The following is a 25,531-nucleotide window of genomic DNA, read 5'->3' as shown; positions in this document are numbered from 1 at the left end:
GCAGCGTATGGGCGCGCGCCGGCCTGTTGCTCCTGCTCTTGGCGTGCGGCACGGCCATGGCCGACCTGCGCGCAACGCTGTCGCCCTTTGCCCACACAAAGCAACCGGAAATCGATCCGCCCGTACTCGCGCTCGGCGAGCGGGAGATCCCGCTCTACTCGCCGCGACTGCTTGCGGAGCTCTATGCCGAGCGGGACTATCGCCCCGCCTGGGACGCCCGGCGCGCCGAGGCGCTGCTTGAGCTGGCCCGCGCGAGCCGCGGCGACGGTTTCAATCCCGACGATTTCCATGTCGAGGCCATCGCGGCGATCCTGGACAGCGGCGACCTCCAAAGCGTCGACGCCGCCCGTCGGGATACGGCAGAGCTCCTGCTCAGCGACGCATTGCTGCGCTACGTGCACCACTTCCGCTTCGGCAAGCACAACCCGGAGCGCTTGAATCGCGGCTGGACCTTTCAAGAGGACGCGGACGCGGATCAGTTGCAGGCAGACCTCGCGCGTGCGCTGGCCGCGGCCGACCTCTCCGCCGAGCTCGACGCGCTGCTGCCGAACCCGGACTTCTACCGGAATCTAAAGAAGGGCTACCAGCGCTATCTCGCCATCGCCGACCGCGGCGGCTGGCAGGACATCCCGGGTGGGCCCAATCTCAATGTCGGCGCCAAGGACCCCCGCGTGCCGCTCATTCGCGAGCACCTTGAGGTGTCCGACGGTTACGCCCCCGGGTTCGTCGCCGAGCCCGAGCTGTACGATGAGGACCTGGCGGAGGCCATCAAGGGCTTCCAGCGGCGCTCCGGCCTCGCCGCCGACGGCGTGGTGGGCCCGAATACGCTCCGCGCGCTGAACTTTCCGCTACAGGACCGCCTGCTCGCCATCCGCGCCAACCTTGAACGCATGCGCTGGCTATACAACGACCTGCCGAGCGATTACGTCTTCGTGGATCTCACGGCATTCGAGCTGTACCTGGTCCGCAACGACGAGGAGGTCTGGCGCACCAAGGGCATCATCGGTACCGTCGAGAACCAGACGCCGATGTTCCGCGACGAGATCGAGCATCTGGTCTTCAACCCCACCTGGACGCTGCCCGAGTCCATCGCCAAGAAGTACCGCGGCGTGCCGAGCGGTTATACGCGCGTGCGCAGTGGCGGTCGCTACTACCTGGTGCAGCAGCCGGGGCCGCGCAATGCCCTCGGGCGGGTCAAGTTCATGTTCCCGAACGGGCATGCGATCTATCTGCACGACACGCCATCGCGCCACCTGTTCGGCCGCGCACAGCGTGCCTACAGCCATGGCTGCATCCGCGTTCATCAACCGCTGACCCTCGCGCAGCATGTGCTGAACAAGCCGGCCTGGGACGATGCCGAGATCAACCGCGTCGTGCGCCGGGGCAGGACCCGCTACGTGCACATGGACGAGCACCTGACCGTCCTCTTGTACTACCTGACGGCCAAGGCCGACGCCGAGGGCCGCGTCGGCTTCCGTCGCGATATCTACAACCGCGACCGCCGGCTGCTTGCCGCGCTGGATCAACCCGTTGACTCCGGCGCGGAGCGCATCGCCTTCGTCGAGCCCGAGCCCGAGCCCGAGCCCGAGCCTGTCCTGGACGCACCGGCCGAGGCCGCTGATGGCGAGGTCGTTGCCGCCACCGATGCTGCGGACGACACCGCCGCCGGGGCCGCGGACCCGGTCACCGGCGTTGAGCCGACGGCGTCCGTCCCGGCGCACAGCAGCGAGGTCATCGCAGCCTCAGGCGACGGCGGGGAATCCGCGCCGGCAACCGGGCCTGCCGATGCCCTGCCTCAGGCCGAAGCCACAGCCGAAACCGGAGCCGAAGCAGCCGAAGCCGAACCCGAAGCGGAAGCCGAAGCGGAAACCGAAACCGAAGCCGTGACCGAGACCGCCGCCACGGAGTCGTTCCCCGGGGCTGATGCCGCGCAGGCCGAGTCGCCCGGCCGTGCCGCCAGCGAGCTGACCGAGGCCGCGGAAGGCGCAGCCGCCGATGCCACCGCCGCCGCGGAGGCTGCCTCCGGAGCCGTCGGCGGCAGCGCCGCGGCGTCTGAGCCGGCGATCGTGGCCGATGACGCGCCCGTTGCGGAAGGCCCCACGGACGCGCCAGAGCCGGCCGCGGCAGGCGCCGAGCCCGAAGCCGACGGCGCCACGGAAGAACAGCCCGCCGACGCGGAGGTTTCGCTGCCTAGCGCATCCCACACCGGGCTCGGCGCCGCGCCCGCCCAGGCGCTGAGCCTCGATGCCGACGGCCGTTTCGCGGATCGTCCCTCGCGCGTCGGCAATGTTGCGGCCGATGCGGCGGGTCGGCCCAAGCCCGCTCATCTCGACCTTTCGGTCAGCCCGTCGCGCATCGCGGCGCCGGCAGGGCCGGACGCCGGCAGCGACTCCGCGGGCAATGCCTACCCGCCCGTGATCCGCGCCTCGCGCATCGCCGACGAGCCGCCGCTCTGGATACTGCCGGGGGACGAGTAAGGCCGGCCCGTATCCTCGGCGTCTCCGCGGGTTGCCGCGCACGCGGCGCGCCACGTCCGGGTCGCATCCCAAACCGGGCAAGGTCGCGTGGCCTTGCCGCGTCGGTATCCCGCCATAGCGCCGTGACAACCGCGCCCGCGGGGTGCCTGCGCGGGCTCGCCGTCTGAGCTACCGCCGGCGGCATGCTTGAGCCTCATTCACTCAAGCCGCCGGAGCCGCCGCCATGATCGTTCCGATGACCGCCCTGCTGACTGTCCTCTGCCTGACGCTCGGGCTCACGTCCCTGTTCGCCCTGTTGGGGCTGGTCAGCCTCGCCTTCGAGCGCGGCCCGGACCTGCTCGCACGCCATCCGCGCCGCGACCGGGCGCGCACGGCCCATCATGTGCGCCGCCGTAGCGCTCGGCCGCGCCGGCCGCCCGGGGCGTCGGTGCCGGTGCGGCGCACGCAGCGGCCGGTTTGAGGTCGCCGCGTTGGCCGGCAGATCGCTGCTCGCTCGCTGCCACCGACGCACACCGACCAGCGTCCGGAGCCACCAAGGTTCCGGGTGACGGCGGCAGCGGCTTCGGCGCGGTGGTGCCGCTGTCGGCGCGCGGTTGGCGATCCGCCCGCGCAGGCTCGCGGGGCCGGCGCGCGCTGTGCTTAAATGCACCGACGCAATCGCCGGCCGAGTATCCATGAACGAGAACACCGCCCAGACCCGGGCGCACCGCACCGCCGAGGTGGAGCGCAACACGCTGGAGACGCAGGTCCGCGTCGCGCTGGACTTGGACGGCACGGGGCGGGGCAGCTTCCACACCGGCGTGCCCTTTCTGGAGCACATGCTGGATCAGGTTGCCCGGCACGGGCTCATCGATCTGGACATCCAGGCCCAGGGTGACCTGCACATCGACGCCCACCACACCGTCGAGGACGTCGGCATCACCCTGGGCCAGGCGCTGGCCAAGGCGCTCGGCGACAAGCGCGGCATCCGCCGCTACGGCCACGCCTACGTGCCGCTCGACGAGGCGCTCTCGCGCGTCGTCGTGGACCTGTCCGGCCGGCCCATGCTCACCTACAACGTCGAGTACACCCGCGCGCTCATCGGTGGCTTCGACGTGGACCTGCTGCGGGAGCTCTTCCAGGGGCTCACCAACCATGCCGGCCTGACCCTGCACATCGACAACCTGCGCGGCATCAACGCCCACCACCAGGCCGAGACCATCTTCAAGGCCTTCGGTCGCGCGCTGCGCATGGCGGTGGAGCCCGATCCGCGCATGGGCGGCGTGATGCCGTCCACGAAAGGAACGCTTTGAGAGGAAAGTTTGAAGGGTGAAGTTTGAAGGGTGAAATGAAGCGCGTGCGCCTTTCAAGCTTCAAACTTCACATTTTCCCAACTCGTCCTTTTCAAACTTCAAACTTCACACTTCAAACTTCCTTCAAACTTCAAACTTCAAACTTTTCCATGCTCTTAATCCCGGCAATCGACCTCAAAGACGGCAAATGCGTGCGCCTGCGCCAGGGCCGCATGGACGATGAGACCGTATTCGGCGACGACCCGGTGGCCGTCGCCGGGCGCTGGCACGCCGCCGGCGCCCGTCGGCTGCACTTGGTGGACCTGAACGGCGCCTTCGCCGGCGAGCCGGTGAATGGCGACGCCATCCGCGCCATCGCCGCGGCCTATCCGGACCTGCCCATTCAGGTCGGCGGCGGCATCCGCGACGAGCGGACCATCGCCGCCTACCTCGACGCCGGCGTCACCTGGTGCATCATCGGCACCCAGGCCGTGAAGGAGCCCGCCTTCGTTGCCCGCGCCTGCCGCGCCTTTCCGGACAACGTCATCGTCGGGCTCGACGCCAAGGACGGGCTGGTGGCTATCAACGGCTGGGCCGTGGTCACCGATCACCGCGTCGAGGAGCTCGCGCGCCGCTTCGAGGGGGACGGCGTGACGGCCGTCGTCTACACCGACATCGGCCGCGACGGCATGCTCACGGGGCCGAATGTCGAGGCCACCGCGCAGCTCGCCATGGCGCTCGCGATGCCCGTCATCGCCTCCGGCGGCATCACCGGGCTCGACGACGTGCGCGCGCTCGCGGCCGTTGCCGATCAGGGTACGAGCGGCGGCATCGTCGGCGCCATCACCGGCCGCGCGATCTACGAGGGGACGCTGGACTTTGCCGAGGGGCAGCGGGTCGCGGACGGAGCCGCTGCCGGTTGATCAGGCCGGACAACGCGCGCTGCCACGGACGCGCTAACCGCAGACCCTCGGTTAGTCGCGGACCTCCCTGTCCGCTGCCTGACGGGCTCGGCTCAGGTTCTCTACCCGTCCGACTTCTTGCCGCCGCCCTTCTTGCGGCAGTGGCCGCTCACCTTGACCCCGTCCTTGCGCGTATAGGGCTCGACCCAACTGCACTGGGCCGCGTTCTGTTCGCAGGCGGGCTTCTCCAGCCCCTTGCATTCGACGGCGGTGGCGCCCGTGTGCGCGCCCATCATTGCTCCGGCGCACAACCCCAGGATCGCGAACCGCGCGGAGGTCTTCTTTTGCTTGTCGCCCATAGCGATAGTCTCCATTGAAGTGGTTCCGCGGCCCACGTATCGTGTGCCACTTGCACACGCGAAAACGTGTCCGCACACGGACCATAGCGCCATTAAGACGGCCGATCAATAGTTCCATACCGTCTGTCTCTGTTGCAGGCCGCGATTAGCGTCGCTGCGTGCCCGTGGGGTTCACGTCCAGCAGCAGGTCGAACACGTACCACTCGCCGCGCAGCATGGCGCAGCACGGCCTCGATCTCGTCACGGGAACGGCGCGGCCCGTTGCGCACGCCCTGCTCGACCTGATCGCACCCAGGGGCGGAAAGATGAATCCGCAGAGCAGGCAGGAGGGTCAAGGCGGGCAAGAGGGTCGCCGGGGCAGGCGGGCCAGGTCTTGCAGTCACGCACCCATGGATGATTGAAATGTCGGGCGCCGTTCGCTGACCTGGCGCCGTTCGCTCACGCTTGCCGCGTGTGCGGCGCGACGGGAAGCAGTGCAGGGAGCGTCAGGGCGCCCGCGTGACGACCGCCGCCGCCGCCTGCGTCGCCCGGGTCCGCGCCTCATCGACATCCGCCCCGCGCGCCAAGGCGACACCCATGCGCCGGCGCGTGAACGCCTCGGGCTTGCCGAACAGCCGCAGATCCGACTGGGGCACGCTGAGCGCATCGGCGACGCCGTCGTAGCCGATGCCCGTGGCGTCCATGCCGCCGTAGATGACGGCGCTGGCGGCGATGGCGTCGCGGCGGGTGTCCACCGGCAGGCCGAGGATGGCGCGGGCGTGCAGCTCGAACTCGTTCTGGGGCTGGGAGGCCATGGTGACCATGCCGGTGTCGTGGGGGCGGGGGCTGACCTCGCTGAACCAGACCTGGTCGCCGCGCACGAACAGCTCGACGCCGAAGAGGCCGCGCCCGCCCAGGGCGCCGGTGACCTGCCGGGCGATGTCCTGCGCCTTGGCCAGCGCCGCGGCGGTCATCGGCTGCGGCTGCCAGCTCTCGACGTAGTCGCCGTGGACCTGGCGGTGGCCGACCGGGTCGCAGAAATGGGTGGTGATCTCGCCGCCGTGCGGGCCGCTGCGCACGGTGAGCAGCGTGATCTCGAAGTCGAAGTCCACCACGCCCTCGACGATGACCCTGCCGCGATTGACGCGCCCGCCCGCCATGGCGTAGTCCCAGGCCGCCTGGAGCGCACCGGCGTCGTCCACGCGCGACTGCCCCTTGCCGGAGGAGGACATGACGGGCTTGATGATGCACGGACAGCCGATGGACGCGGCCTTGCGTTGCAGCGTGTCGAAATCGTCGGCAAAGGCATAGGGCGACGTCGGCAGCCCGAGCTCTTCGGCGGCCAGCCGGCGGATGCCCTCGCGGTTCATCGTGAGCTGCGCGGCGCGGGCGGTGGGGATGACCTCGCACAGGCCGGCCTGCTCGACGTCGGCGAGCACGTCGGTCGCAATGGCCTCGATCTCCGGCACGATGATCGCCGGCCGCTCGGCGTCGATCAGCGCGCGCAGCGCGATGGGGTCGGCCATGTCGATGACCCGCGCATGGTGCGCCATCTGGTGTCCGGGCGCGTTGGCGTAGCGGTCCACGGCGATGACTTCGATGCCGAGCCGCTGCAGCGCGATGATGACTTCCTTGCCGAGCTCGCCGGCGCCGAGCAGCATGACGCGGGTCGCATTGGGGGAGAGCGGGGTGCCGATTCTCATCGCGATGCTTCCGTGGTTAGTCTGCCTGTGCCGGACGGTCAACGCGGGAGCTGGCGCTTGTGTCCGCACGCAGCCTCGCTATCTCTGCCTCCAGCGCCTTGCGGGCTGCGGCCTCGGCGTCGGCGCGGGCGGCCGCGGCGTCGGCACGGGCGGCCTCGGCCTCCGCGCGCCGCGCCTCGGCCTCCGCGCGCTCGCGGTCTTCGCGCCAGCCGGTCAGTACGAAGTCGGCATAGATCGGGTCATCGCGCAGCGCCTCGTCGTCGCGCTGCTCGATCAGGTCCGACAGGCGGAACTGGAAGCCCGGCAGCACGCAGGAGCGGATGACGCCGTCCTCGGGCTCGATGGGCAGATACAGCCCGGTCTCGGTGCGGCTGAAGAACGCCTGGTGTTCCGGCGCATGGTGCAGGATGTAGTACTCCGGCACGCCGCCGACGGCGTACTCCCGCTTCTTGGTGACGGCATCGCGCTCGATGTCGCGCCGCTTGCGGTCCGACAGGGCCTCGATGCAGAGGTCGTAGACGCCGTGGTAGCTGGCGTCGTGGGGCAACAGCGGCTGCGGGTTGTCGTCGCGCACCACGGCGCTGTCCGGCTTGCGGATGACGACTCCGCCGGGCAGGGGCAGCCGAAAGCCAAGCTCCAGCGCAATCAGCTTGGCCATGGGCCGTGCTTGCAGGAAGTGCCGCAGCAGCGCCGTCAGCCACTGGTAGACCAGGATGGTAGCGTAGTCGGACACGGGCTTCTCCTCCAAGCGGCCGTTGTTCCATTCGTAGTGGATGTCCGACTCGAAGTAGTACTCCCGCCAGTAGGTGTCCTCGGAGACCAGGCGCCCGTCGTGGGAACCGGGCGTCAGCGTGCGGTCCGGCTCTGCGTCGGCCGCGGGCGACGACGGCGGGAGGGCGCGGTTCGGGGCAATGCTGGTCATCGGCGAGGTCTCCCGGTGGATGGCTCGGATCGATGCTAACGAGGCTTCGCCTCAGATCGAGGAGTCGTGTTCGTCGAAATCGCTATCGAAATCGCTATCGCTATCGAAATCGCTATCGCTATCGAAATCGCTATCGGGGATCGGTGGGCACTCGGTTCGATTGCGATCCCGACGCCTCGCGCCAGTCCGGCGCCCCGTCGAGAACTTGACTCACCGGCGAACCAAGGGCCAAGGGCCAAGGGCCGAGGATAGCTCCCTCGGCCCTTGGCCCTTCGCCAAGAAACTTGACTCACCTGCAAGCATCTGCCGTCGTCAAGCACTCTAGTCCGCCGGACGCAAATGCATTAGTGGTTGCGGCGCCGAGCTCTTCGCGGCCAGGGCTGCGCACGCGTCCCTGAGCACACGCGGCGCCGGCAGGATGCCGGCGCCACGCGGGCGTCAGAGCCCGGCCGCGTCGCGCAGCGCCTCGGCCTTATCGGTGCGCTCCCAAGTGAACTCCGGCAGCTCGCGGCCGAAGTGGCCGTAGGCGGCGGTCTTCTGGTAAATGGGCTTCACCAGGTCCAGCATCTGGATCAGACCGTAGGGGCGCAGATCGAAGAACTCGCGCACCAGCAGCGCGATGCGGGTCTCGTCGATCTTGGCGGTGCCGAAGGTCTCGATGGAGATGCTGGTGGGCTCGGCGACGCCGATGGCGTAGGAGACCTGGATCTCGCAGCGGTCGGCGAGGCCGGCGGCGACGATGTTCTTGGCCACGTAGCGGCCGGCATAGGCCGCCGAGCGGTCCACCTTGGACGGGTCCTTGCCCGAGAAGGCGCCGCCGCCGTGGCGGGCCATGCCGCCGTAGGTGTCGACGATGATCTTGCGCCCGGTGAGGCCGCAGTCGCCGACAGGGCCGCCGATGACGAAGTTGCCGGTGGGGTTGATGTGGATCTTGGTGTCGCTGTGCAGCCACTCCTTCGGGATCACGGGCAGGATGATGTTCTCCATCACCGCCTCGTAGATGTGCTTGTGATCGACGTCCGGATCGTGCTGCGTGGACAGCACCAGGGCGTCCACGCCCACGACCGCGCCGTCGCGGTAGCGCATGGTCACCTGGCTCTTGGCGTCCGGGCGCAGCCACGGCAGCACGTGGCTCTTGCGCATCTCGGACTGGCGCTCCACCAGCCGGTGGGCGTAGGTGATGGGCGCCGGCATCAGCACGTCGGTCTCGTTGGTCGCGTAGCCGAACATCAGGCCTTGGTCGCCGGCACCCTGCTCCTCCGGGCTCTTGCGGTCCACGCCCTGGGCGATGTCTGAGGACTGCTTGCCGATGAGCGACATCACAGCGCAGGTGCTGCCGTCGAAGCCGACGTTGGAGCTGTTGTAGCCGATCTCGTTGACCACCTTGCGCACCAGGCTGTCGAAGTCCACCCAGTGATCGGTGGTGATCTCCCCCGCGACGACCACGGCACCCGTCTTGATCAGCGTCTCGCAGGCGACTCGCGCGGCGCCTGGGTTCGGGTCGTTGGCGAGGATGTCGTCCAAAACCGCATCGGAGATCTGATCGGCGACCTTGTCGGGATGGCCTTCGGAGACGGATTCGGACGTGAAGAGAAATTCGTTTGACATAAGCAATTTGCAGGCGCCCTGGGCGCGCTCGGTGGTGGGGTGACAAGAAACGGGTACCGCGGGGGACTGCGGCGATCGGCAGTTGGCCATGTTACAACGTCGGGCACGGCTATGAATAGGCGATCGGGGCAGAGCCTTTCGGCACATTGGGTTACCATGTCCGCCCTGTTTATCCTGATCGGAACCCTAGGTAACCGCGATGGTATCCCTCGAAACCCCCGTGTGTGACTTCGGCCGGCCGGCGCCGGACTTCGCGCTCCCCGGCATCGACGGCAAGACCTGGACCCGCGACGACTGCAAGGGCCCGAACGGGCTCCTGGTGATGTTCATCTGCAATCACTGCCCGTACGTGAAGGCGGTGCGCGAGCGCCTGGTGCGCGATGCGCGCGAGCTCGCGGGGCTCGGCGTCGGCTCCGTGGCCATCATGTCCAACGACCCGAGCGATTACCCCGAAGACTCGTTTGAGAACATGCAGCGGATCGCCGCCGAGCTCGACTTCCCGTTCCCGTACCTGCTCGACGAGACGCAGGAGGTCGCCAAGGCCTTTGGTGCGGTTTGCACGCCGGACTTCTTCGGCTACAACGCCGGGCTTGGGCTGCAGTACCGCGGCCGGCTCGATGCGAGCCGCAAGGAGACGGCGCCGCCGGACGTGCGCCGCGACCTGTTCCTGGCCATGCAGCAGGTGGCCGAGACGGGCCAGGGGCCGGCCGAGCAGATCCCGAGCGTGGGCTGTTCCATCAAGTGGCGCGAGGATTGACGCCGGGTTTCGGCGGCTCGCCGCGGCGCCTGCCGGGGACCGCCCGCCGGGCGGCTGCGGTTTTGGCTTGCCTATAGCCGACCGAAATCCTTAATATTAGAAAGTTATGAAGGTGACGCCGCCGCCCACGGCGTCCGTGGTTGGCTCAACCGCGCATCTTGGGCAACAATACCCGGCCCCTTGCCATCCCCCCCGGCGCCCCGCTGCGGGCGCTTGCGACGGGTCGATCAGGTCCGACATGTCGGTGTCCGTGGGTGCTTAGCCCGCCGGACCCGCAACCGCGGACGCATGTGCAGCGCTGCCGCGAGGTCTGTTGCCGCTCATCGTGAAATCGCCCGTCGGCCGGCTCGGCCTCTGGACGGGCGATTCCACTTCCGAACCACATCGAATCGACAACCCGACCGAGGAGACATCTTTATGTCCTCACGCAAAGAGCTCGCGAATGCGATCCGTGCACTCAGCATGGATGCTGTCCAGAAGGCCAACTCGGGCCATCCCGGTGCCCCGATGGGCATGGCGGACATTGCCGAGGTGCTCTGGAACGACTTCATGCAGCACAATCCGGCGAACCCCAACTGGACGAATCGCGACCGCTTCGTGCTCTCCAACGGTCACGGCTCGATGCTGATGTACTCGCTGCTGCACCTGACCGGCTACGATCTGTCCATCGATGACCTGAAACAGTTCCGCCAACTGCATTCCAAGACCCCCGGCCATCCGGAGTACGGCTACGCCCCGGGCATCGAGACCACCACCGGCCCGCTCGGCCAGGGCATCAGCAACGGCGTCGGCATGGCGCTCGCCGAGAAGGTGCTCGCCGCGCAGTTCAACAAGCCCGGCCACGACATCATCGATCACCACACCTATGTCTTCCTCGGCGACGGCTGCCTGATGGAGGGCATCTCGCATGAGGCCTGCTCGCTCGCCGGCGCCTTGGGTCTGGGCAAGCTCATCGCCTTCTACGACGACAACAACATCTCCATCGACGGCGAGGTGCGCGGCCACGGCGACGTGCCGGCTTGGTTCCTGGACGACACGCCCAAGCGCTTCGAGGCCTACCGCTGGCACGTCATCCCCAAGGTGGACGGCCATGACCCGGAGGCCATCAAGGCCGCCATCGAAGAGGCCCGTGCCGTCACCGACAAGCCGTCGCTGATCTGCTGCCAGACCATCATCGGCTACGGCTCGCCGAACAAGCAGGGCAAGGAGGAGTGCCACGGCGCGCCGCTCGGCGACGACGAGATCGCGCTGACCCGCGAGGCGCTGGGCTGGACGCATCCGCCCTTCGTGATCCCCGAGGACATCTACCAGGGCTGGGACGCGAAGGAGCGTGGCGCCTCCGCCGAGAGCGCCTGGCAGCAGAAGCTCGCCGCCTACAAGGCCGCGTTCCCGGCCGAGGCCGCCGAGCTCAAGCGCCGCATGGCGGGCGAGCTGCCGGCCGACTTCGACCGCAAGGCCTGGGAATTCATCATGGCCGTGGACGAGAAGGCCGAGAAGATCGCCACCCGCAAGGCCTCGCAGAACGCGCTGAACGGCTTCGGCCCGCTGCTGCCGGAGCTGCTCGGCGGCTCGGCCGACTTGGCCGGCTCCAACCTGACGCTGTGGAAGGGCTGCAAGGGCATCGGGCCGCAGGACGCCGCCGGCAACTACCTGTATTACGGCGTGCGCGAGTTCGGCATGTCCGCGGTCATGAACGGCCTTACGCTGCACGGCGGCTTCAAGCCCTACGGCGCGACCTTCCTGATGTTCATGGAGTACGCCCGCAACGCGGTGCGCATGGCGGCGCTGATGAAGATCAACCCGATCTTCGTCTACACGCACGACTCCATCGGCTTAGGCGAGGACGGCCCGACCCACCAGCCCGTGGAGCAGGTGTCCATCCTGCGCCTGACCCCGCGCATGTCCACGTGGCGGCCCTGCGATGCGGTGGAGAGCGCCGTCGCCTGGAAGCTCGCCATCCAGCGCACCGGCGGCCCCACCGCGCTGATCTTCTCCCGCCAGGCCGTGCCGCACATGGAGCGCGACGACAACCAGATCCGCGCCATTGCCCGCGGCGCCTACGTGCTCAAGGAGTGCCAGGGCCTGCCCGAGGCCATCATCATCGGCACCGGCACCGAGGTGGAGCTGGCCATGCAGGCGGCCGAGCAGCTCACCGCCAAGGGCCACAAGATCCGCGTCGTGTCCATGCCGAGCATGGATACCTTCGACGCCCAGGACGATGCCTACAAGGCCATGGTGCTGCCCGCCACCGTGCCGGCGCGCGTCGCCGTGGAGGCGGGCGTCTCCAGCCTGTGGCCGAAGTACATCGGTATGGAGGGCATCGTCATCGGCGTGGATACCTTCGGCGAGTCCGCGCCGGCTGCGGATGTCTACAAGGCCCTTGGTGTCACCGTCGAGGCGGTCGTGGACGCCGTCAATAGCCTCATCTGAATGAGGGGCTAGGCAGCTAGGGGCTGGGGGCTAGGGGGCGGAAGCGACGCTTCCGGCCGCCGCCCCACGGCGGCCTCGCGCCGCCAGTCCGGTTTTTTCATCACTCTCCCGTTCGGAGTTTTACAACATGACCCTGAAAGTTGGCATCAATGGCTTCGGCCGCATCGGCCGCATGGCCTTCCGCGCAATCAGCAAGGAGTTCCCGAACATCGAGGTCGTCGGCATCAACGACCTGCTGGACCCCGACTACCTGGCCTACATGCTCAAGTACGACTCGGTCCACGGCAACTTCCAGGGTGACATCGCCGTCGATGGCAACAGCATGATCGTCAACGGCAAGTCGATTCGCCTCACCGCCGAGATGGACCCGGCCAACCTGAAGTGGGACGAGGTCGGCGCCGAGCTGGTCATCGAGTGCACCGGCTTCTTCCTCGACGACGCCTCCTGCCAGAAGCACATCGCCGCCGGTGCCAAGAAGGTGGTGCAGTCCGCGCCGTCGAAGGACGCGACGCCGATGTTCGTCTACGGCGTCAACCACAACACCTACGACGGCCAGGCCATCATCTCCGCCGCGAGTTGCACCACCAACTGCCTGGCGCCGGTGTCCAAGGTGCTGCACGACAACTGGGGCATCAAGCGCGGCCTGATGACCACCGTGCATGCCGCCACCGCCACGCAGAAGACCGTCGACGGCCCGTCCAAGAAGGACTGGCGCGGCGGCCGCGGCATCCTGGAGAACATCATCCCGTCCTCCACCGGTGCGGCCAAGGCCGTCGGCAAGGTCATGCCGGAGCTGAACGGCAAGCTGACCGGCATGGCCTTCCGCGTGCCGACCTCCGACGTGTCGGTGGTGGACCTGACCGTCGAGCTGAGCCGCGAGGCGAGCTACGCCGACATCTGCGCGGCGATGAAGGCGGCCTCCGAGTCCGGTGACCTGGCCGGCGTGCTCGCCTACACCGACGAGAAGGTGGTCGCGACCGACTTCCGCGGCCGCAACACCCCGTCGATCTTCGACGCCGAGGCCGGCATCGCGCTCGACCCCACCTTCGTCAAGGTCGTCGCCTGGTACGACAACGAGTACGGTTACACCTGCAATATGCTGCGGATGGTGGAGCACGTCGCTAAGTGAGGGGCTAGGGGCTAGGGGCTAGGTGCTAGGGGGCGTGACACCTAGCACCTAGGCCCTAGCATCTAGCACCTGATTCGAACGATGCGGAAAGCGACCCCGCGTTTTCCAGATCGCTCGAATACCGACAACATCTACCGACAAATCTACTGAGGTACCGTTCATGTCCTTCATTAAGCTCACCGACCTCGACCTCGCCGGCAAGCGCGTGCTGATCCGCTCCGACCTGAACGTGCCGGTCAAGAACGGCAAGGTCACGTCCGATGCGCGCATCACCGCGTCCATGCCGACCTTCGAGCACTGCCTCGCGGCCGGTGCGAAGGTCATGGTCATGTCGCACCTGGGCCGCCCGACGGAGGGCGAGTATTCCGAGGCGGACTCGCTGGCGCCGGTGGCGGCGGATCTGAGCGCGAAGATGGGCCGCGAGGTGCGCCTCGTGAAGGACTATCTGGAAACCGCTCCGGACGTCGCCGACGGCGAGCTGGTGCTGTTGGAGAACGTGCGCTTCAACAAGGGCGAGGGCAAGGACAACGAGGCGCTGTCCAAGCAGTACGCCGCGCTCTGCGACGTCTATGTCATGGACGCCTTCGGCACTGCCCACCGCGCCCAGGCCTCCACGCATGGCGCCGGCAAGTTCGCGCCTGCCGCCTGCGCCGGCCTGCTGCTGGCCGAGGAGCTGGACGCGCTGAACAAGGCCCTGGCCGACCCCAAGCGCCCGATGGTCGCCATCGTCGGCGGCTCCAAGGTCTCCACCAAGCTCACGGTGCTCGAAGCCCTGTCCGAGAAGGTCGATCAGCTCGTGGTCGGCGGCGGCATCGCCAACACCTTCATCAAGGCCAGCGGGCATGAGGTCGGCAAGTCGCTGTGTGAGGCCGATCTGGTGCCCACGGCCGAGGCGCTGATGGAAAAGATGACCGCTCGCGGCGCCACCATCCCGATCGCCACGGACGTGGTCTGCGGCAAGCAGTTCGATGAGAACGAGCCCGCCGTGCAGAAGAAGGTAGATGAGGTTGCCGAAGACGACATGATCTTCGACATCGGCCCGGACAGCGCCGCTGCCCTGGCCGACATCATCCGCAGCGCCGGCACCGTGGTCTGGAACGGCCCGGTCGGCGTGTTCGAGTTCGACCAGTTCGGCGAGGGCACCAAGGCCATCGCCATGGCCATCGCCGAGACCGACGCCTTCACGCTCGCCGGCGGCGGCGACACCATCGCCGCCATCCAGAAGTACGACATCTACGACAAGGTGTCCTACATCTCCACGGCCGGCGGTGCCTTCCTGGAGTTCCTGGAGGGCAAGACCTTGCCGGCGGTGGCGATGCTGGAGGAGAGGGGCTAGGGACTAGGAGCTGGGAGCTAGGGGTAGGCGGACTCACATTGCCGCTTGCGCCTGTTGCCCATGTCGACAGCCTGATCCGTCGCCTGACTGCCCTAGCACCTAGCACCTAGCACCTAGCACCTAGCCACCCTCTATGCCTCGTCGTACTAAGATCGTCGCCACCCTCGGTCCCGCCACGGACGCCCCCGGCGTGCTCGAGGCCATGGTGGCTGCCGGCCTCAATGTCGCGCGGCTCAACATGAGCCATGACTCCCATGAGCGCCAGCGCAAGCGCGTCGAGCGCGTGCGCACCGTGGCCAAGGCGACGAAGACGCCGCTCGGCGTGCTCGTGGACCTGCAGGGGCCGAAGATCCGCGTCGGCCGTTTCAAGAACGACAGCGTCGAGCTCGCCGAGGGCGCGAGCTTCAGCATCGATCTGGACTGCCCGCTCGACTCAGGCGATGAGACCCGCGTCGGCTGCACCTATCCGATGCTCGCCGATGACCTGATGCCCGGCGACCAGCTCGTGCTCGACGACGGCGCCATCGAGCTGGAGGTCGCCGAGATCTACGGGCGGCGAATCGACTGCACCGTGGTGATCGGCGGCAAGCTCTCGAACAACAAGGGCATCAACAAGCGCGGCGGTGGCCTGTCGGCGCCGGCGCTCACGGACAAGGACAAGGCGGACATCCTGTTCGCGGCGGACGTGGCGGCGGACTACCTCGCCGTGTCTTTCGTGCGCAGCGCGGACGACGTGCATCTCGCCCGCCAGCTCTTCACGCAGGCCGGCGGCAAGGGCGGCATCGTCGCCAAGATCGAGCGCGCCGAGGCGCTGGAGCACGCCACCGACATCATCAAGGCCTCCGATGTCATCATGGTCGCCCGCGGCGACCTCGGCGTTGAGATCGGCGATGCCGAGCTGCCGGCCGTGCAGAAGCGCCTCATCAGCGAGGGGCGGGACCTCGACTGCGTCATCATCACCGCGACGCAGATGATGCAGTCCATGATCGACAGCCCGATGCCGACCCGCGCCGAGGTCTTCGACGTGGCCAACGCCGTGCTCGACGGCACCGACGCCGTGATGCTCTCCGCCGAGAGCTCGGTAGGCAAGTACCCGGCCAAGGTCGTCGCGGCCATGGATCGCATTTGTGCCGAGTCCGAGAACTACCGGCGCAAGTCCCGCCACCGGCTCGACACCCGCTTCAAGCGCGTGGATGAGGCCATCGCCATGTCCGCGATGTACGCAGCCAATCACCTGGGTGTGAAGGCGGTGGCCGCGCTCACTGAGTCTGGCAGCACGGTCAAGTGGATGTCCCGGCTCAACACCGGCATCCCGATCTATGCCATGACCCGGGTGGTGCATACCCGACGAAAAGTGACCCTTTATCGGGGCGTCTACCCGATAAACTTCGACGTCGCAAGCAAGAACATGCACGAGGTCAACCGCGAGGTCATCGAGGAGTTGCTGCGCCAAGGCACCGTCACCGACGGCGACCTGGTCATCATCACCAAGGGCGACCGCGGCGGCGTCGAGGGACAGACCAACATCATGAAGATCATGCGCGTCGGCGAGCACAAGCTCTTGGCCGGCGACTGAGGCGCGCGCCGCCCCCTTCCATTCAACTTCGACCCCCACTCAGCCACACAGGAGAGCCCCATGGCCTTGATCTCACTCCGCCAGTTGCTGGACCACGCCGCCGAGCATCAGTACGGCGTCCCGGCCTTCAACGTCAACAACCTGGAACAGATGCGCGCCATCATGGAGGCCGCCGACGAGACCGACTCCCCGGTCATCGTGCAGGCCTCCGCCGGTGCCCGCAAGTACGCTGGCGCACCCTTCCTGCGCCACCTGATCCTGGCCGCCATCGAGGAGTTTCCACATATCCCGGTGGTCATGCACCAGGACCACGGCTCCTCCCCGGCGGTGTGCCAGCGCTCCATCCAGCTCGGCTTTAGCTCCGTCATGATGGACGGCTCCCTCGGCGAGGACATGAAGACGCCGATGGACTACGAGTACAACGCCCGCGTCACCCGCCAGGTGGTGGATATGGCGCATTCCTGCGGCGTCTCCGTCGAGGGTGAGCTCGGCTGCCTGGGCTCGCTCGAGACCGGCATGGCCGGCGAAGAGGACGGCTCCGGCGCCGAAGGCCAGCTCGACCACAGCCAGCTCTTGACCGATCCGGAAGAGGCCGCCCAGTTCGTCAAGGACACGCACGTGGACGCGCTGGCCATCGCCATCGGCACCAGCCACGGCGCCTACAAGTTCAGTCGGCCGCCGACGGGTGACATCCTGGCCATCGAGCGCATCAAGGAGATCCACGCCCGCATTCCGGACACCCATCTGGTCATGCACGGCTCCTCTAGCGTGCCGCAGGAGTGGCTCAAGATCATCGACCAGTTCGGCGGCGACATGGGCGAGACCTACGGCGTGCCCGTCGAGGAGATCGCCGAGGGCATCAAGAACGGTGTCCGCAAGGTCAACATCGACACCGACCTGCGCATGGCCTCCACCGGCGCCATCCGCAAGCACCTCGCCGAGAACCCGAAGAACTTCGACCCGCGCAAGTACCTCGCGGCCTCCACCAAGGCCATGAAGGAGATCTGCCAGGCGCGCTACGAGGCCTTCGGCACCGCCGGCAACGCGAGCAAGATCAAGGTGCTGTCGCTGGAAGCCATGACCGACCGCTACCTCAAGGGCGAGCTCGACCCGAAGGTCAACTGACCCCGGTCCGCTCCGGCGGACTGCACACGGAAGAGAACAAGGGGCGCTCCGGCGCCCCTTTTTTGTTGCTGCGCCGTTCGAGCGGCTTCCAGCCGCGAATCTTCCCCCGTGGGAGCGGCTTCCAGCCGCGATCTTCAATCATCGCAGCGGCTTCCAGCCGCGATTTTCAATCATCGCAGCGGCTTCCAGCCGCGATCTTCAATCATCGCAGCGGCTTCCAGCCGCGATGTTCCCTCATGGCAGCGGCTTCCAGCCGCGAAGCCTCGGCTAACGAACCAAACACCCATCGAATCTCGTCGACCCGGTGCTGTCGGCCGGTGCCGCTCGGCTGCGACCCGTCTTGCGGGCAGGCAACTCCACGCATAACATCCGGCGACGGCGCCAAGCCTTTTCGGCGATGATCGCGTTTTCCCCGCCGCGCTGCAGGGCGTGTGCGCCGCCCGGCCCGCCGGTGCTTTTCGAGGTTCCTCCCGATGTCGTCTCCCGAGTCTCTCGCGCCGGCTGCCGAGCATTCGCCCCGGCCGCTTCGGATCGTGTTCTTCGGTCTCGGTGCCGTCGGCTCGAACCTGCTCATCTGCCTGGCGGAGCTCGCCGAGCGCGATGGCGTGCCGGTGCACTTTGTCGTCTACACCATCGACCCTGCGGGGGCGCGGGATGCGCTCTTCCACGCCGAGCGGATGTTCGACCGCATCGACTTCCACGGCGTACCGGACCTCGCGCCGGTGTTCGCACAGGCCGCACCGCACGATCGCCAGCTTGCCGGCGCCGCCATGCTCATCAACGCCGCGCTGCCGGAGCTGAACGGACCTATCATCGAGCTTGGGCTGCGGCTTGGCGCGCACACCATGGACCTGGCCTCGGACATGTACAACGAGGCCACGGATCGCACGCTGACGGTGCCGCAGTACGCCTATGACGAGGCGCTGCGCGAGCGCGCCCTCGCCGCGCTGATCAACCTGGGCATCTCACCCGGCGTCACGGACTTTCTGATCGGCCGCAGCATCTTCAGCCTGCTCGCCGCGGGTCGGCCCGGGCTGCGTATCGAGAGCATTGAGCTGTTCCTGTTGGAGGAGATCGACTCCGACCAAGTCGTCTTTTCGTGGTCGCCGGTGGTGGCACTGGAGGAGCTCGCCGCTTGCCCGCGGGTGCTGAGCGAGGGGCGCATCCAGGTCATGGACCCCTTCAGCATGGCGCGCAACCACAGCTTCCCCTACGAGCCGGCGCCGGTGCGCCAGTACCCGCTCTACCAAGAAGAGCTGTTGTCGCTGCACCGGGCGTTTCCGGAGATCCCGGACATCGGCGTCTACACCGGCGGCTCCGAGGTGGAGCTGGTGAAGGCTCTGTACCAGCTCAACCTGCTGTCCAAGCGCACGCTGCCGGACCAACCCGAGCTCACCGTCGAGGCCCTGGTGCGCGCCATCCTGCCCGGCATGCAGCGACCGCGGCGCATCGAGGAACTGCTACGCTCCGGCATCATCCGCCGCGCCCACTTCTGCGCCTCGGCCGAGATCCGCGTCTCCGAGCTGGTGCGCAACGAGCGCCAGACCGTCATCGAGACCGTGGGGTTAAGCTACCACCGCTACCCGGAGCTGCTCGGCTCGCCTTACGCCGGTGCGACGTACATCGCCTACGCCACCGGCGTCGGCGCCGGCATCCTCGCCTGGCAGACGCTCCAGCACCTGCGCACCGCGCCGGGCAGCATCGTCGGCGTGACCTCCGGCGTGGACCTCGCCCGGCAACTCCCGCAGGTGCTCGCCGACGCCGTACGCCGCGATCTCGTCGCCTGGGAGATCGACCTGTTCCAGGGAATCCGGGACGCGGCGGAGGTGCATTGACGCGTCGGCCATGCACGCACGCAGCAATGCACGTGGGAGCTCGCGCCCGCGTGCTGGTCGGGCTCGCGGTCGATGCCATGCTTGGCGGTCCCTTTTATTCGAGGCGCAGGCCCCACTTCTGCCTGATGAAGAAGCGGCACATGCCGGCAAACGCGGCATCGGGCTGCATCATTGCCCGGATCTCGTTCTGGACCCGATCCTGAATGTCGCCCGGCAATGTTGCGGACAACAGCGCAGAACGGAATGTCTCCAGTATCCTGTAGACCTTCCATCGCTCTAGCAACAGCTCCGTGCGATTGAGGCCGAAATACCGATTCGCCGCGTCAAAGACATCTGCGGCAGCCGTGTTCCCGGGCTTCAAGTAGACGTACTTCTGAACCTCATCGGCCTCCCAGGCAAAGTGCTGCTTCGGATCATCAATATAAGGGTCGAGCAACAGTGCCCGCTCGTTGCGGCAGGCCTCGGCGAATGCCTCCCACGCCATACCGTCGGCCTCGACCAAGGGGTCCGGGCACATCCCGCGCACGAACGCCTCCTGGTCGGCATCGCTGGCTTGGGCGGGCAGTCGCGGCTCCGCAAGCCGCTCTGCGCCGTCCCGCAGCGGGAAGTGGTCCTGCTTGTACTGCTGATTGCAGATCTGACAGGAAAAGAGATAGTTGTCGTAGCAGTAGGCCAGCCACCAATAGACGCTCTTGGGCCGGAAATGCTCGACATCGCCATAGGCCACTGTGCTGGTCGGTGCCTCGCAATAGGCGCACTTGCCGAAGGTTTCCGCCTTGAGTTGAGTTTTCGCCTTCTTCCAATACTTGGAATCGAACGCCCGCTCGGCGCCCGGTGCCAGAAGCAGCGTTAGGCCCTTGTTGACACGGAGCTTGCCGCGAAAGGATGGCGGAATCGCCTGTTTTGAGCGCACGCGCTCGAGCTCGATCATCGCTCTTCACTCCTGCTTCCCGGACTCGAGCGCCGACCGGATGTCCTCCAGCAGCGCCGTCTGACGACGCTCCTGCTTCGTCTCCCGACGCCAATCCGGCAGATCGGCGAGCTGCTCGGCCAGCGTATTCATGCGCCGTTTCTCGGCCGGGCGAAGTTGCGCCGCCTGGTCTTTGAGCTGCTCGTACTCCTTGCGCATGTCCTGGACGCGCTTGGAATTGACCGATTCGAGGCCGAAGGCCGGACTCATCAGCACTTGATGGGTGAACAGCCGATTAGGCGCGCCAGGGTATTCCTCCAAGACCGCCGGCGCACTCGGCCGCGGGCGGCGCAGGAAGTACAGCTCCCCCGCAGCGGCCTCCTGGGCGGTCAACGGGGAATGCGTCGTGGCGAGAATCTGGAAATTGGGCATCTTCTCATAGAGAAATTGCCCCAGCCGACGCTGCCACAACGGATGCAGGTGCAGATCGATCTCGTCGACCAGCAGCAGGCCGCGGGCCTCGAGCGGGTGCTTGTAGTCCTGATAGGTCTCCGTGATCCGGTACAGTAGATCGCCGTACCAGCCGGCGGCGTTCTGGTAGCCGTCGCTGAGCTGATCCAGGGCGACCTCGCCATCCGGCGTCTCGAACAGGAGCGCGCGCCGCTCCTTGTCGATGCGCAACAGCTTCATGCCGGGCAGCAGCTCGCCCAATGCATTGCGAATCATGTCGATGCCGTCACCCTTGCGACGATAGTCCAGGTCCATGGCCCAGGTATCGAGCGGATTCAGCACCGCGTCGTTGGAGAACAGGGTCGCGACGCGCGCGGCGCGTGGATGTGAGTAGACCTCCCGCATCGGCGCCGACGAGCGGATGCCCGGCAAGCGGCGAGACGTGCCGTAGCCCACCGTGAAATAGTTCCGATCGGTATGGCCGAGTGCCGCATCCAGCCGGTCCAGCGTCTCGCGGTTCTTGTCGAAGATGTCGCGAATGGACTGCCCGCGGGACCAGGACAGCGAAACGTGCCGCTCTTCGCCTTCGGCGGTCACCAGGTCTGCCGCGATGGAGCAGCTCTCGCTGCCGATGCGGATCCAGGCATCGGGCTGCTCCAGCAGCTCCGGCAGCGCCTCACTGCCCGCCGTGACCAAGGCCGCGGCGCGCAGCACCGTGCTCTTGCCGGTGCCGTTCTCGCCGAGAATGAGGGTCGACTTGCGTACTTGGCCGTCCTCCGTCTCGAACGGCAGGTCCAAATGCGCAATGCTGCGGATGTCTTGCAGGATGAGGCGCTTGAGGAACATGGGGGGCTCCGGGATACGTGGACGGTCGATCCGCACCGATGTCGATAATGCGGGGAAGCTCGCGGCCGCTGGACGCCGCGTCCGCCGTCGCCGCCGAGTCTAGTTGGAACTGACCGCGCCGAGATACGTTTACCGCTGGCCTCTGCTTCGCAATGTTCGTGGACGGAGTGCGCCTGGTACGCCTGCGACATGCCGCGGCGCGCCACACCGGCTTGCCTCGCGCAGACGAAAAAGCCCCGACCTTTGCGGCGGGGCCTTTCGGCCGCGGGCAGAACCCGCGGAAGCTGGGGCGGCCGGCTGGGCCGCCGGCGCTGCATCCCGTCAGTTGTTCTGGATGACAATCCGCGGGAACTTCGCCGCGTAGTCCTTCGCTTGCAAGGAGAGCTTGGCGGCGGTCTTGCGGGCGATCTCGCGGTAGATCTGGCTGATGCGGCTGTCCGGGGCGGCGACGACGCTGGGCTTGCCGGAGTCGGTCTCTTCGCGGATGGAGATGTCGAGCGGCAGTGAGCCCAAGAGCTGGATGCCGTACTGCTCGGCCATGGCCTTGCCGCCGCCGGAGCCGAAGATGTGCTCCTCGTGCCCGCACTTGGAGCAGATGTGGATGGACATGTTCTCCACGACGCCCAGCACCGGCACTTCCACCTTCTGGAACATCTTGAGGCCCTTGCGGGCGTCCAACAGCGCGATGTCCTGCGGCGTCGTGACGATCACGGCGCCGGACACCGGCACCTTTTGCGCGAGCGTGAGCTGGGTGTCGCCGGTACCGGGCGGCAGGTCGATGACCAGATAGTCCAGCTCCGACCAGTTGGTGTCGTTCAGCAACTGCTCCAGCGCCTGCGTCACCATGGGGCCGCGCCAGATCATCGGCGTCTCTTCCTCGATAAGGAAGCCGATGGACATGGCCTGGAGATCGTAGCTGACCATGGGCTCCAGGCTCTTGCCGTCTTTGGAGTCCGGTTTGCCGGTGATGCCGAGCATGCGCGGCTGCGAGGGGCCGTAGATGTCCGCGTCCAGGATGCCGACCTTCGCGCCCTCGGCGGCCAGTGCCAGCGCCAGATTGACGGCCGTCGTGGACTTGCCGACGCCGCCCTTGCCGGAGGCGACAGCAATGATGTTCTTGATGCTGTCGATGGGCTTTAGGGACTTCTGCACGGAGTGGGATCTGATCTCCCAGTCCACGGTCACCTGTGCGGCGCCAACGCCGGGGACGCTTTCGACCTTCTCTTTGACGGCGGCGGCGATGGCGTCGGCGGCGCCCTTTGCCGGGAAGCCGAGGGTCACCTTCACGCGCACCTGGTCGCCCTCGATGTCGATGGACTTGACGGACTTGGTGCTGACGAGGTCACGGCCGAGGTGCGGCTCGACGTAGTCTTTGATGGCGGCCTCGACGGCCTCGTTGCTCACTGTGGACATGCATAACTCCGTTGTCTGTGTGCCGCCCGGCGACGGGGCGGGCGGTTCTGAATCTGTCTTGCGGCTGGCGCTGGGCGCGCGTCGCGGACGCCTGCGGTGCGCGCTGAACTGGTATCAGCGAATGCTAATTCAAGGTGGCCCGGCTTCGCCGCGGCCGGCGCGGCAGGCCGGGTGGCGTCCCCGGACCGCGGAGCAGGCGCCGAGGGCTCAGCGCCCGGGGGCGTCCGCGGCGACGACGCGGTTGCGCCCCTCGGCCTTGGCCCGGTAGAGGGCGGCGTCGGCCTCCCGCAGCAGGTCGTCCAGCCCCTGCCCGGGCCGGCGGCAGGCGACGCCGAAGCTGGCGCTGAGCCGTCGGTCGATGCCCTCCACGTCGGTCTCGTGGAAGGCGCGGCGGATGCGCTCGGCGACGGCCAGGCTGTGTTCCAGGCCGTTGTCCGGCAGCACGACGCAGAACTCCTCGCCGCCGAGCCGCGCCACCATGTCGTCACCGCGGGTGTTGGCATGCAGGACGGTGACGAAGGCGATGAGCGCGACATCGCCCACCGCGTGCCCGTAGCTGTCGTTGACGGACTTGAAGTGGTCGATGTCGGCGACGATGAAGCCGAGCCTGGCGTCGTCGCGGGCCAGCGCCTCGCTGCAGCGCGCGTCGAAGGCGCGCCGGTTGGCGGCGCCGGTGAGCGGATCGGTGAGCATGAGCCGGCGGATCTCTGCCTTGTCGCGCTCGAGCGCGCGGTTGGCGCGCACCAGCTCCCGCTGCGCCTTGGCCAGGCGCTCGTTGAGCTGGAGCACGGTGGCGCTCAGGCGCTCCAGCTCGGCGATGTCGTGCTCGGCGAGCAGCAGCAGCCGGTCGTCGCGGCGCCGGACCTCGCCCTGCACGCTGCGCAGAAAGCTCGCACCGTCGCCGAAGCTGAGGCAGCCCGTGAAGGGCTCGCCGTCGGCGGTGGCATCGCGCAGCGCGTGGAAGCTCGGCTGCTGGAACCAGTGCGCCACCGACTCCGGCGCGGCGGGCGGCGCGTCCCGATCGAGCAGGTAGGCGAAGCCGCGGTTCGCGTCCAGGCAGCGGCCGTCCAGGTCCAGCACTGCCACCGCCACCGCGCTCAGGTGGCGCAGCAGGGGCGGGATCAGGTCCGCGTCGTGCAGCGTGCCGGCGAGGCTGCCGGGGCGCTCGGGCGGGTCCGGATCAATCATCGCCGGCTCGGTGCGGCGCGCGGGCGCGTGCGGGCGACATCGCGAGGGTCATTGGGACGCCGCATGCACCACGGCGCGGGCATCGCTGAACCAGGCGTCCGCGCCCAGGCCCCGCACCGCGGCGCCGATCTGGTTCACGAGCTGGCCGCCCACCAGCACCCGCGGCGCGGCGTTGCCGAGCTCGGCGCGCAGCCGACCGATCAGCTCGCGCAGCGCCGGTAACTGCGGCGGCAGGCTCACGGACAGGCCGAGCAGCTCCGGGCGCGCCTCGCCGCAGAAGGCAATCAGTGCCTCGTTCGGCATGCTCGCACCAAGAAAGCTCGCCTCCCAGCCCGCGACCTCGAAGGCGTCGCTCACCATGCGCAGCCCCACCGCGTGCAGGTTGCCCTCGACGCAGGCGAAGGCCGCCGTGCGTCCGTTCGGCGGGGCCAGCTCCGCCACCGCAAAGCCCGTCGCCATGGCGGTCTGGGTGATGGCGGTGGCGAGGTGCTCCTGCGCCACGCTGATGCGGTTCTGCTGCCACAGCAGGCCGACGTGGTAGAGCGCCGGTTGCAGCAGGTCCACGGAGACGTCCACCAACGCTGCACCGCCCGCCATCGCGGTCAGCACCTGTGCCTCGGCGTCTTGGCGCCGGCCGCCCAGCAGCGCCCGGCTCAGGGTTTGCACCGTCGCCGATGGCTCGGGGGCGATGAGCGCCGTGCCGCGCTCGGCCGCCTCCAGCGTCGCGATGCCGTGCTCCAGCAGCGCCAGCACGTCGCCCGCATGGGCATGGGTCAGGTGGCCGCGCAGCCAATCGTGCACCACGCGCAGGGCGTCGGCGGTGTGCTCGACGCCGAGGCAGCGGCTGGCGAGCACCTCCCGCAGCCAGCGCAGATAGGCGGAGAACACCTCGGCGTCGCCGAGCTGCAGGGCCGCCGCGAGCTGGTCTAAGTGGCTGCCGAGGTCCTCGCGGCAGCGCCGCGTCACATGCAGCCTGTGTGCGTCCGTGGGCGGGGGATGCTGCCCGAAGTAGTCCTCCAGCACGGTTGCGTGCAGCGGCTCGCGGGCGACTTGCAGGCGCAGGATCAGGTCCGGCGGTGCGGGTGCGAGCCGCGGTGGTGAAGGTGCATACATCGGGGCATTCATCGGGGCATCCGGGTTGGGCCGTCACGGGTTCTTGCGGCCCGCTTGGCGCGCGTCTGTCTTCGGGTCGGCGCACGGCGTGAGCGGAACCTCACGCCGAGGGCGAATGGCGCATTGAGTATAGTCAACGGGGCTACGCCGACGGTTGCGCGATATCGATCCCGATCCCGATCCCGATGCAGCCGTGCTCGGG

General features: G+C 67.8%; 20 protein-coding genes. 11 read left to right on the top strand and 9 right to left on the bottom strand.

Features of this window, described 5'->3' with window-relative positions; all coding sequences use genetic code 11:
* Positions 1-56 precede the first annotated feature (56 nt).
* The 4 genes from ML01_RS03525 to hisA all read left to right on the top strand — a co-directional run bounded on the left by ML01_RS03525 (position 57) and on the right by hisA (position 4,671).
* Positions 57-2,477 carry a murein L,D-transpeptidase gene (locus ML01_RS03525; RefSeq protein ID WP_162267955.1) on the top strand — a complete coding sequence of 807 codons (2,421 nt, stop codon included), beginning with the start codon at positions 57-59 and terminating at the stop codon, positions 2,475-2,477.
* A gap of 223 nt (positions 2,478-2,700) precedes the next feature.
* Positions 2,701-2,937 (top strand): hypothetical protein, encoded by a 237-nt coding sequence (locus ML01_RS03520; protein ID WP_058554022.1) that lies wholly within the window; start codon positions 2,701-2,703, stop codon positions 2,935-2,937.
* Positions 2,938-3,151: 214 nt separating this feature from the next.
* Entirely contained in the window at positions 3,152-3,769 is a 618-nt protein-coding gene (gene hisB / locus ML01_RS03515) for an imidazoleglycerol-phosphate dehydratase HisB (RefSeq protein ID WP_058554021.1), read from the top strand.
* A gap of 149 nt (positions 3,770-3,918) precedes the next feature.
* Positions 3,919-4,671, top strand: coding sequence for a 1-(5-phosphoribosyl)-5-[(5-phosphoribosylamino)methylideneamino]imidazole-4-carboxamide isomerase (gene hisA / locus ML01_RS03510; protein ID WP_058554020.1), 753 nt, complete (start codon positions 3,919-3,921; stop codon positions 4,669-4,671).
* A gap of 101 nt (positions 4,672-4,772) precedes the next feature.
* On the opposite strand, the gene ML01_RS03505 is transcribed toward hisA, so the two are convergent.
* The 4 genes from ML01_RS03505 to metK all read right to left on the bottom strand — a co-directional run bounded on the left by ML01_RS03505 (position 4,773) and on the right by metK (position 9,221).
* A complete protein-coding gene (locus ML01_RS03505) occupies positions 4,773-5,009 on the bottom strand; it encodes a hypothetical protein (RefSeq protein WP_058554019.1) in 237 nt (78 codons plus the stop codon).
* Between the two features lie 485 nt (positions 5,010-5,494).
* Positions 5,495-6,697 (bottom strand): formate-dependent phosphoribosylglycinamide formyltransferase, encoded by a 1,203-nt coding sequence (gene purT / locus ML01_RS03500; RefSeq protein WP_216819104.1) that lies wholly within the window; start codon positions 6,695-6,697, stop codon positions 5,495-5,497.
* Positions 6,698-6,707: 10 nt separating this feature from the next.
* On the bottom strand, positions 6,708-7,613 hold the full coding sequence (locus ML01_RS03495; RefSeq protein WP_058554017.1) for a Uma2 family endonuclease: 906 nt from the start codon (positions 7,611-7,613) through the stop codon (positions 6,708-6,710).
* 438 nt (positions 7,614-8,051) lie between these two features.
* A complete protein-coding gene (metK, locus tag ML01_RS03490; RefSeq protein WP_058554016.1) occupies positions 8,052-9,221 on the bottom strand; it encodes a methionine adenosyltransferase in 1,170 nt (389 codons plus the stop codon).
* A gap of 199 nt (positions 9,222-9,420) precedes the next feature.
* On the opposite strand from metK, the gene ML01_RS03485 reads away from it, so the two are divergent.
* The 7 genes from ML01_RS03485 (at position 9,421) to ML01_RS03455 (ending at position 19,409) form a co-directional block, all read left to right on the top strand.
* A complete protein-coding gene (locus ML01_RS03485) occupies positions 9,421-9,978 on the top strand; it encodes a thioredoxin family protein (RefSeq protein WP_058554015.1) in 558 nt (185 codons plus the stop codon).
* 417 nt (positions 9,979-10,395) lie between these two features.
* Positions 10,396-12,408: a transketolase gene (gene tkt, locus ML01_RS03480; RefSeq protein WP_058554014.1), complete on the top strand. Its 2,013-nt coding sequence runs from the start codon at positions 10,396-10,398 to the stop codon at positions 12,406-12,408.
* A 127-nt stretch (positions 12,409-12,535) separates the two neighbouring features.
* Positions 12,536-13,537 carry a type I glyceraldehyde-3-phosphate dehydrogenase gene (gene gap, locus ML01_RS03475; protein ID WP_058554013.1) on the top strand — a complete coding sequence of 334 codons (1,002 nt, stop codon included), beginning with the start codon at positions 12,536-12,538 and terminating at the stop codon, positions 13,535-13,537.
* Between the two features lie 160 nt (positions 13,538-13,697).
* The gene (locus ML01_RS03470; RefSeq protein ID WP_058554012.1) at positions 13,698-14,873 is read left to right on the top strand and encodes a phosphoglycerate kinase; all 1,176 of its coding nucleotides are present in this window, start codon (positions 13,698-13,700) and stop codon (positions 14,871-14,873) included.
* Between the two features lie 133 nt (positions 14,874-15,006).
* Positions 15,007-16,449 carry a pyruvate kinase gene (gene pyk, locus ML01_RS03465; RefSeq protein ID WP_058554011.1) on the top strand — a complete coding sequence of 481 codons (1,443 nt, stop codon included), beginning with the start codon at positions 15,007-15,009 and terminating at the stop codon, positions 16,447-16,449.
* 60 nt (positions 16,450-16,509) lie between these two features.
* Entirely contained in the window at positions 16,510-17,574 is a 1,065-nt protein-coding gene (gene fba, locus ML01_RS03460; RefSeq protein WP_058554010.1) for a class II fructose-bisphosphate aldolase, read from the top strand.
* 533 nt (positions 17,575-18,107) lie between these two features.
* Entirely contained in the window at positions 18,108-19,409 is a 1,302-nt protein-coding gene (locus ML01_RS03455) for a saccharopine dehydrogenase (RefSeq protein WP_082673919.1), read from the top strand.
* Positions 19,410-19,503: 94 nt separating this feature from the next.
* Here ML01_RS03455 and ML01_RS03450 read toward each other — a convergent pair whose 3' ends face one another.
* The 5 genes from ML01_RS03450 to ML01_RS03430 form a co-directional block, all read right to left on the bottom strand.
* Positions 19,504-20,340: a hypothetical protein gene (locus ML01_RS03450; RefSeq protein WP_058554008.1), complete on the bottom strand. Its 837-nt coding sequence runs from the start codon at positions 20,338-20,340 to the stop codon at positions 19,504-19,506.
* Between the two features lie 6 nt (positions 20,341-20,346).
* Entirely contained in the window at positions 20,347-21,615 is a 1,269-nt protein-coding gene (locus ML01_RS03445) for an AAA family ATPase (protein WP_058554007.1), read from the bottom strand.
* 321 nt (positions 21,616-21,936) lie between these two features.
* Positions 21,937-23,028 carry an iron-sulfur cluster carrier protein ApbC gene (apbC, locus tag ML01_RS03440; protein WP_058554006.1) on the bottom strand — a complete coding sequence of 364 codons (1,092 nt, stop codon included), beginning with the start codon at positions 23,026-23,028 and terminating at the stop codon, positions 21,937-21,939.
* A gap of 207 nt (positions 23,029-23,235) precedes the next feature.
* Positions 23,236-24,216, bottom strand: a complete 981-nt coding sequence (locus ML01_RS03435) for a GGDEF domain-containing protein (protein ID WP_058554005.1) — start codon at positions 24,214-24,216, stop codon at positions 23,236-23,238.
* Positions 24,217-24,264: 48 nt separating this feature from the next.
* Positions 24,265-25,341 carry a B12-binding domain-containing protein gene (locus tag ML01_RS03430; RefSeq protein ID WP_082673918.1) on the bottom strand — a complete coding sequence of 359 codons (1,077 nt, stop codon included), beginning with the start codon at positions 25,339-25,341 and terminating at the stop codon, positions 24,265-24,267.
* Positions 25,342-25,531 lie beyond the last annotated feature (190 nt).

Origin of the sequence: Thiohalocapsa sp. ML1 (genome assembly GCF_001469165.1) — a bacterium.
Classification (GTDB): domain Bacteria; phylum Pseudomonadota; class Gammaproteobacteria; order Chromatiales; family Chromatiaceae; genus Thiohalocapsa.
The sequence above is the reverse complement of the archived record's forward strand: the minus strand, read 5'-3'. Positions and strand labels throughout refer to the sequence as shown.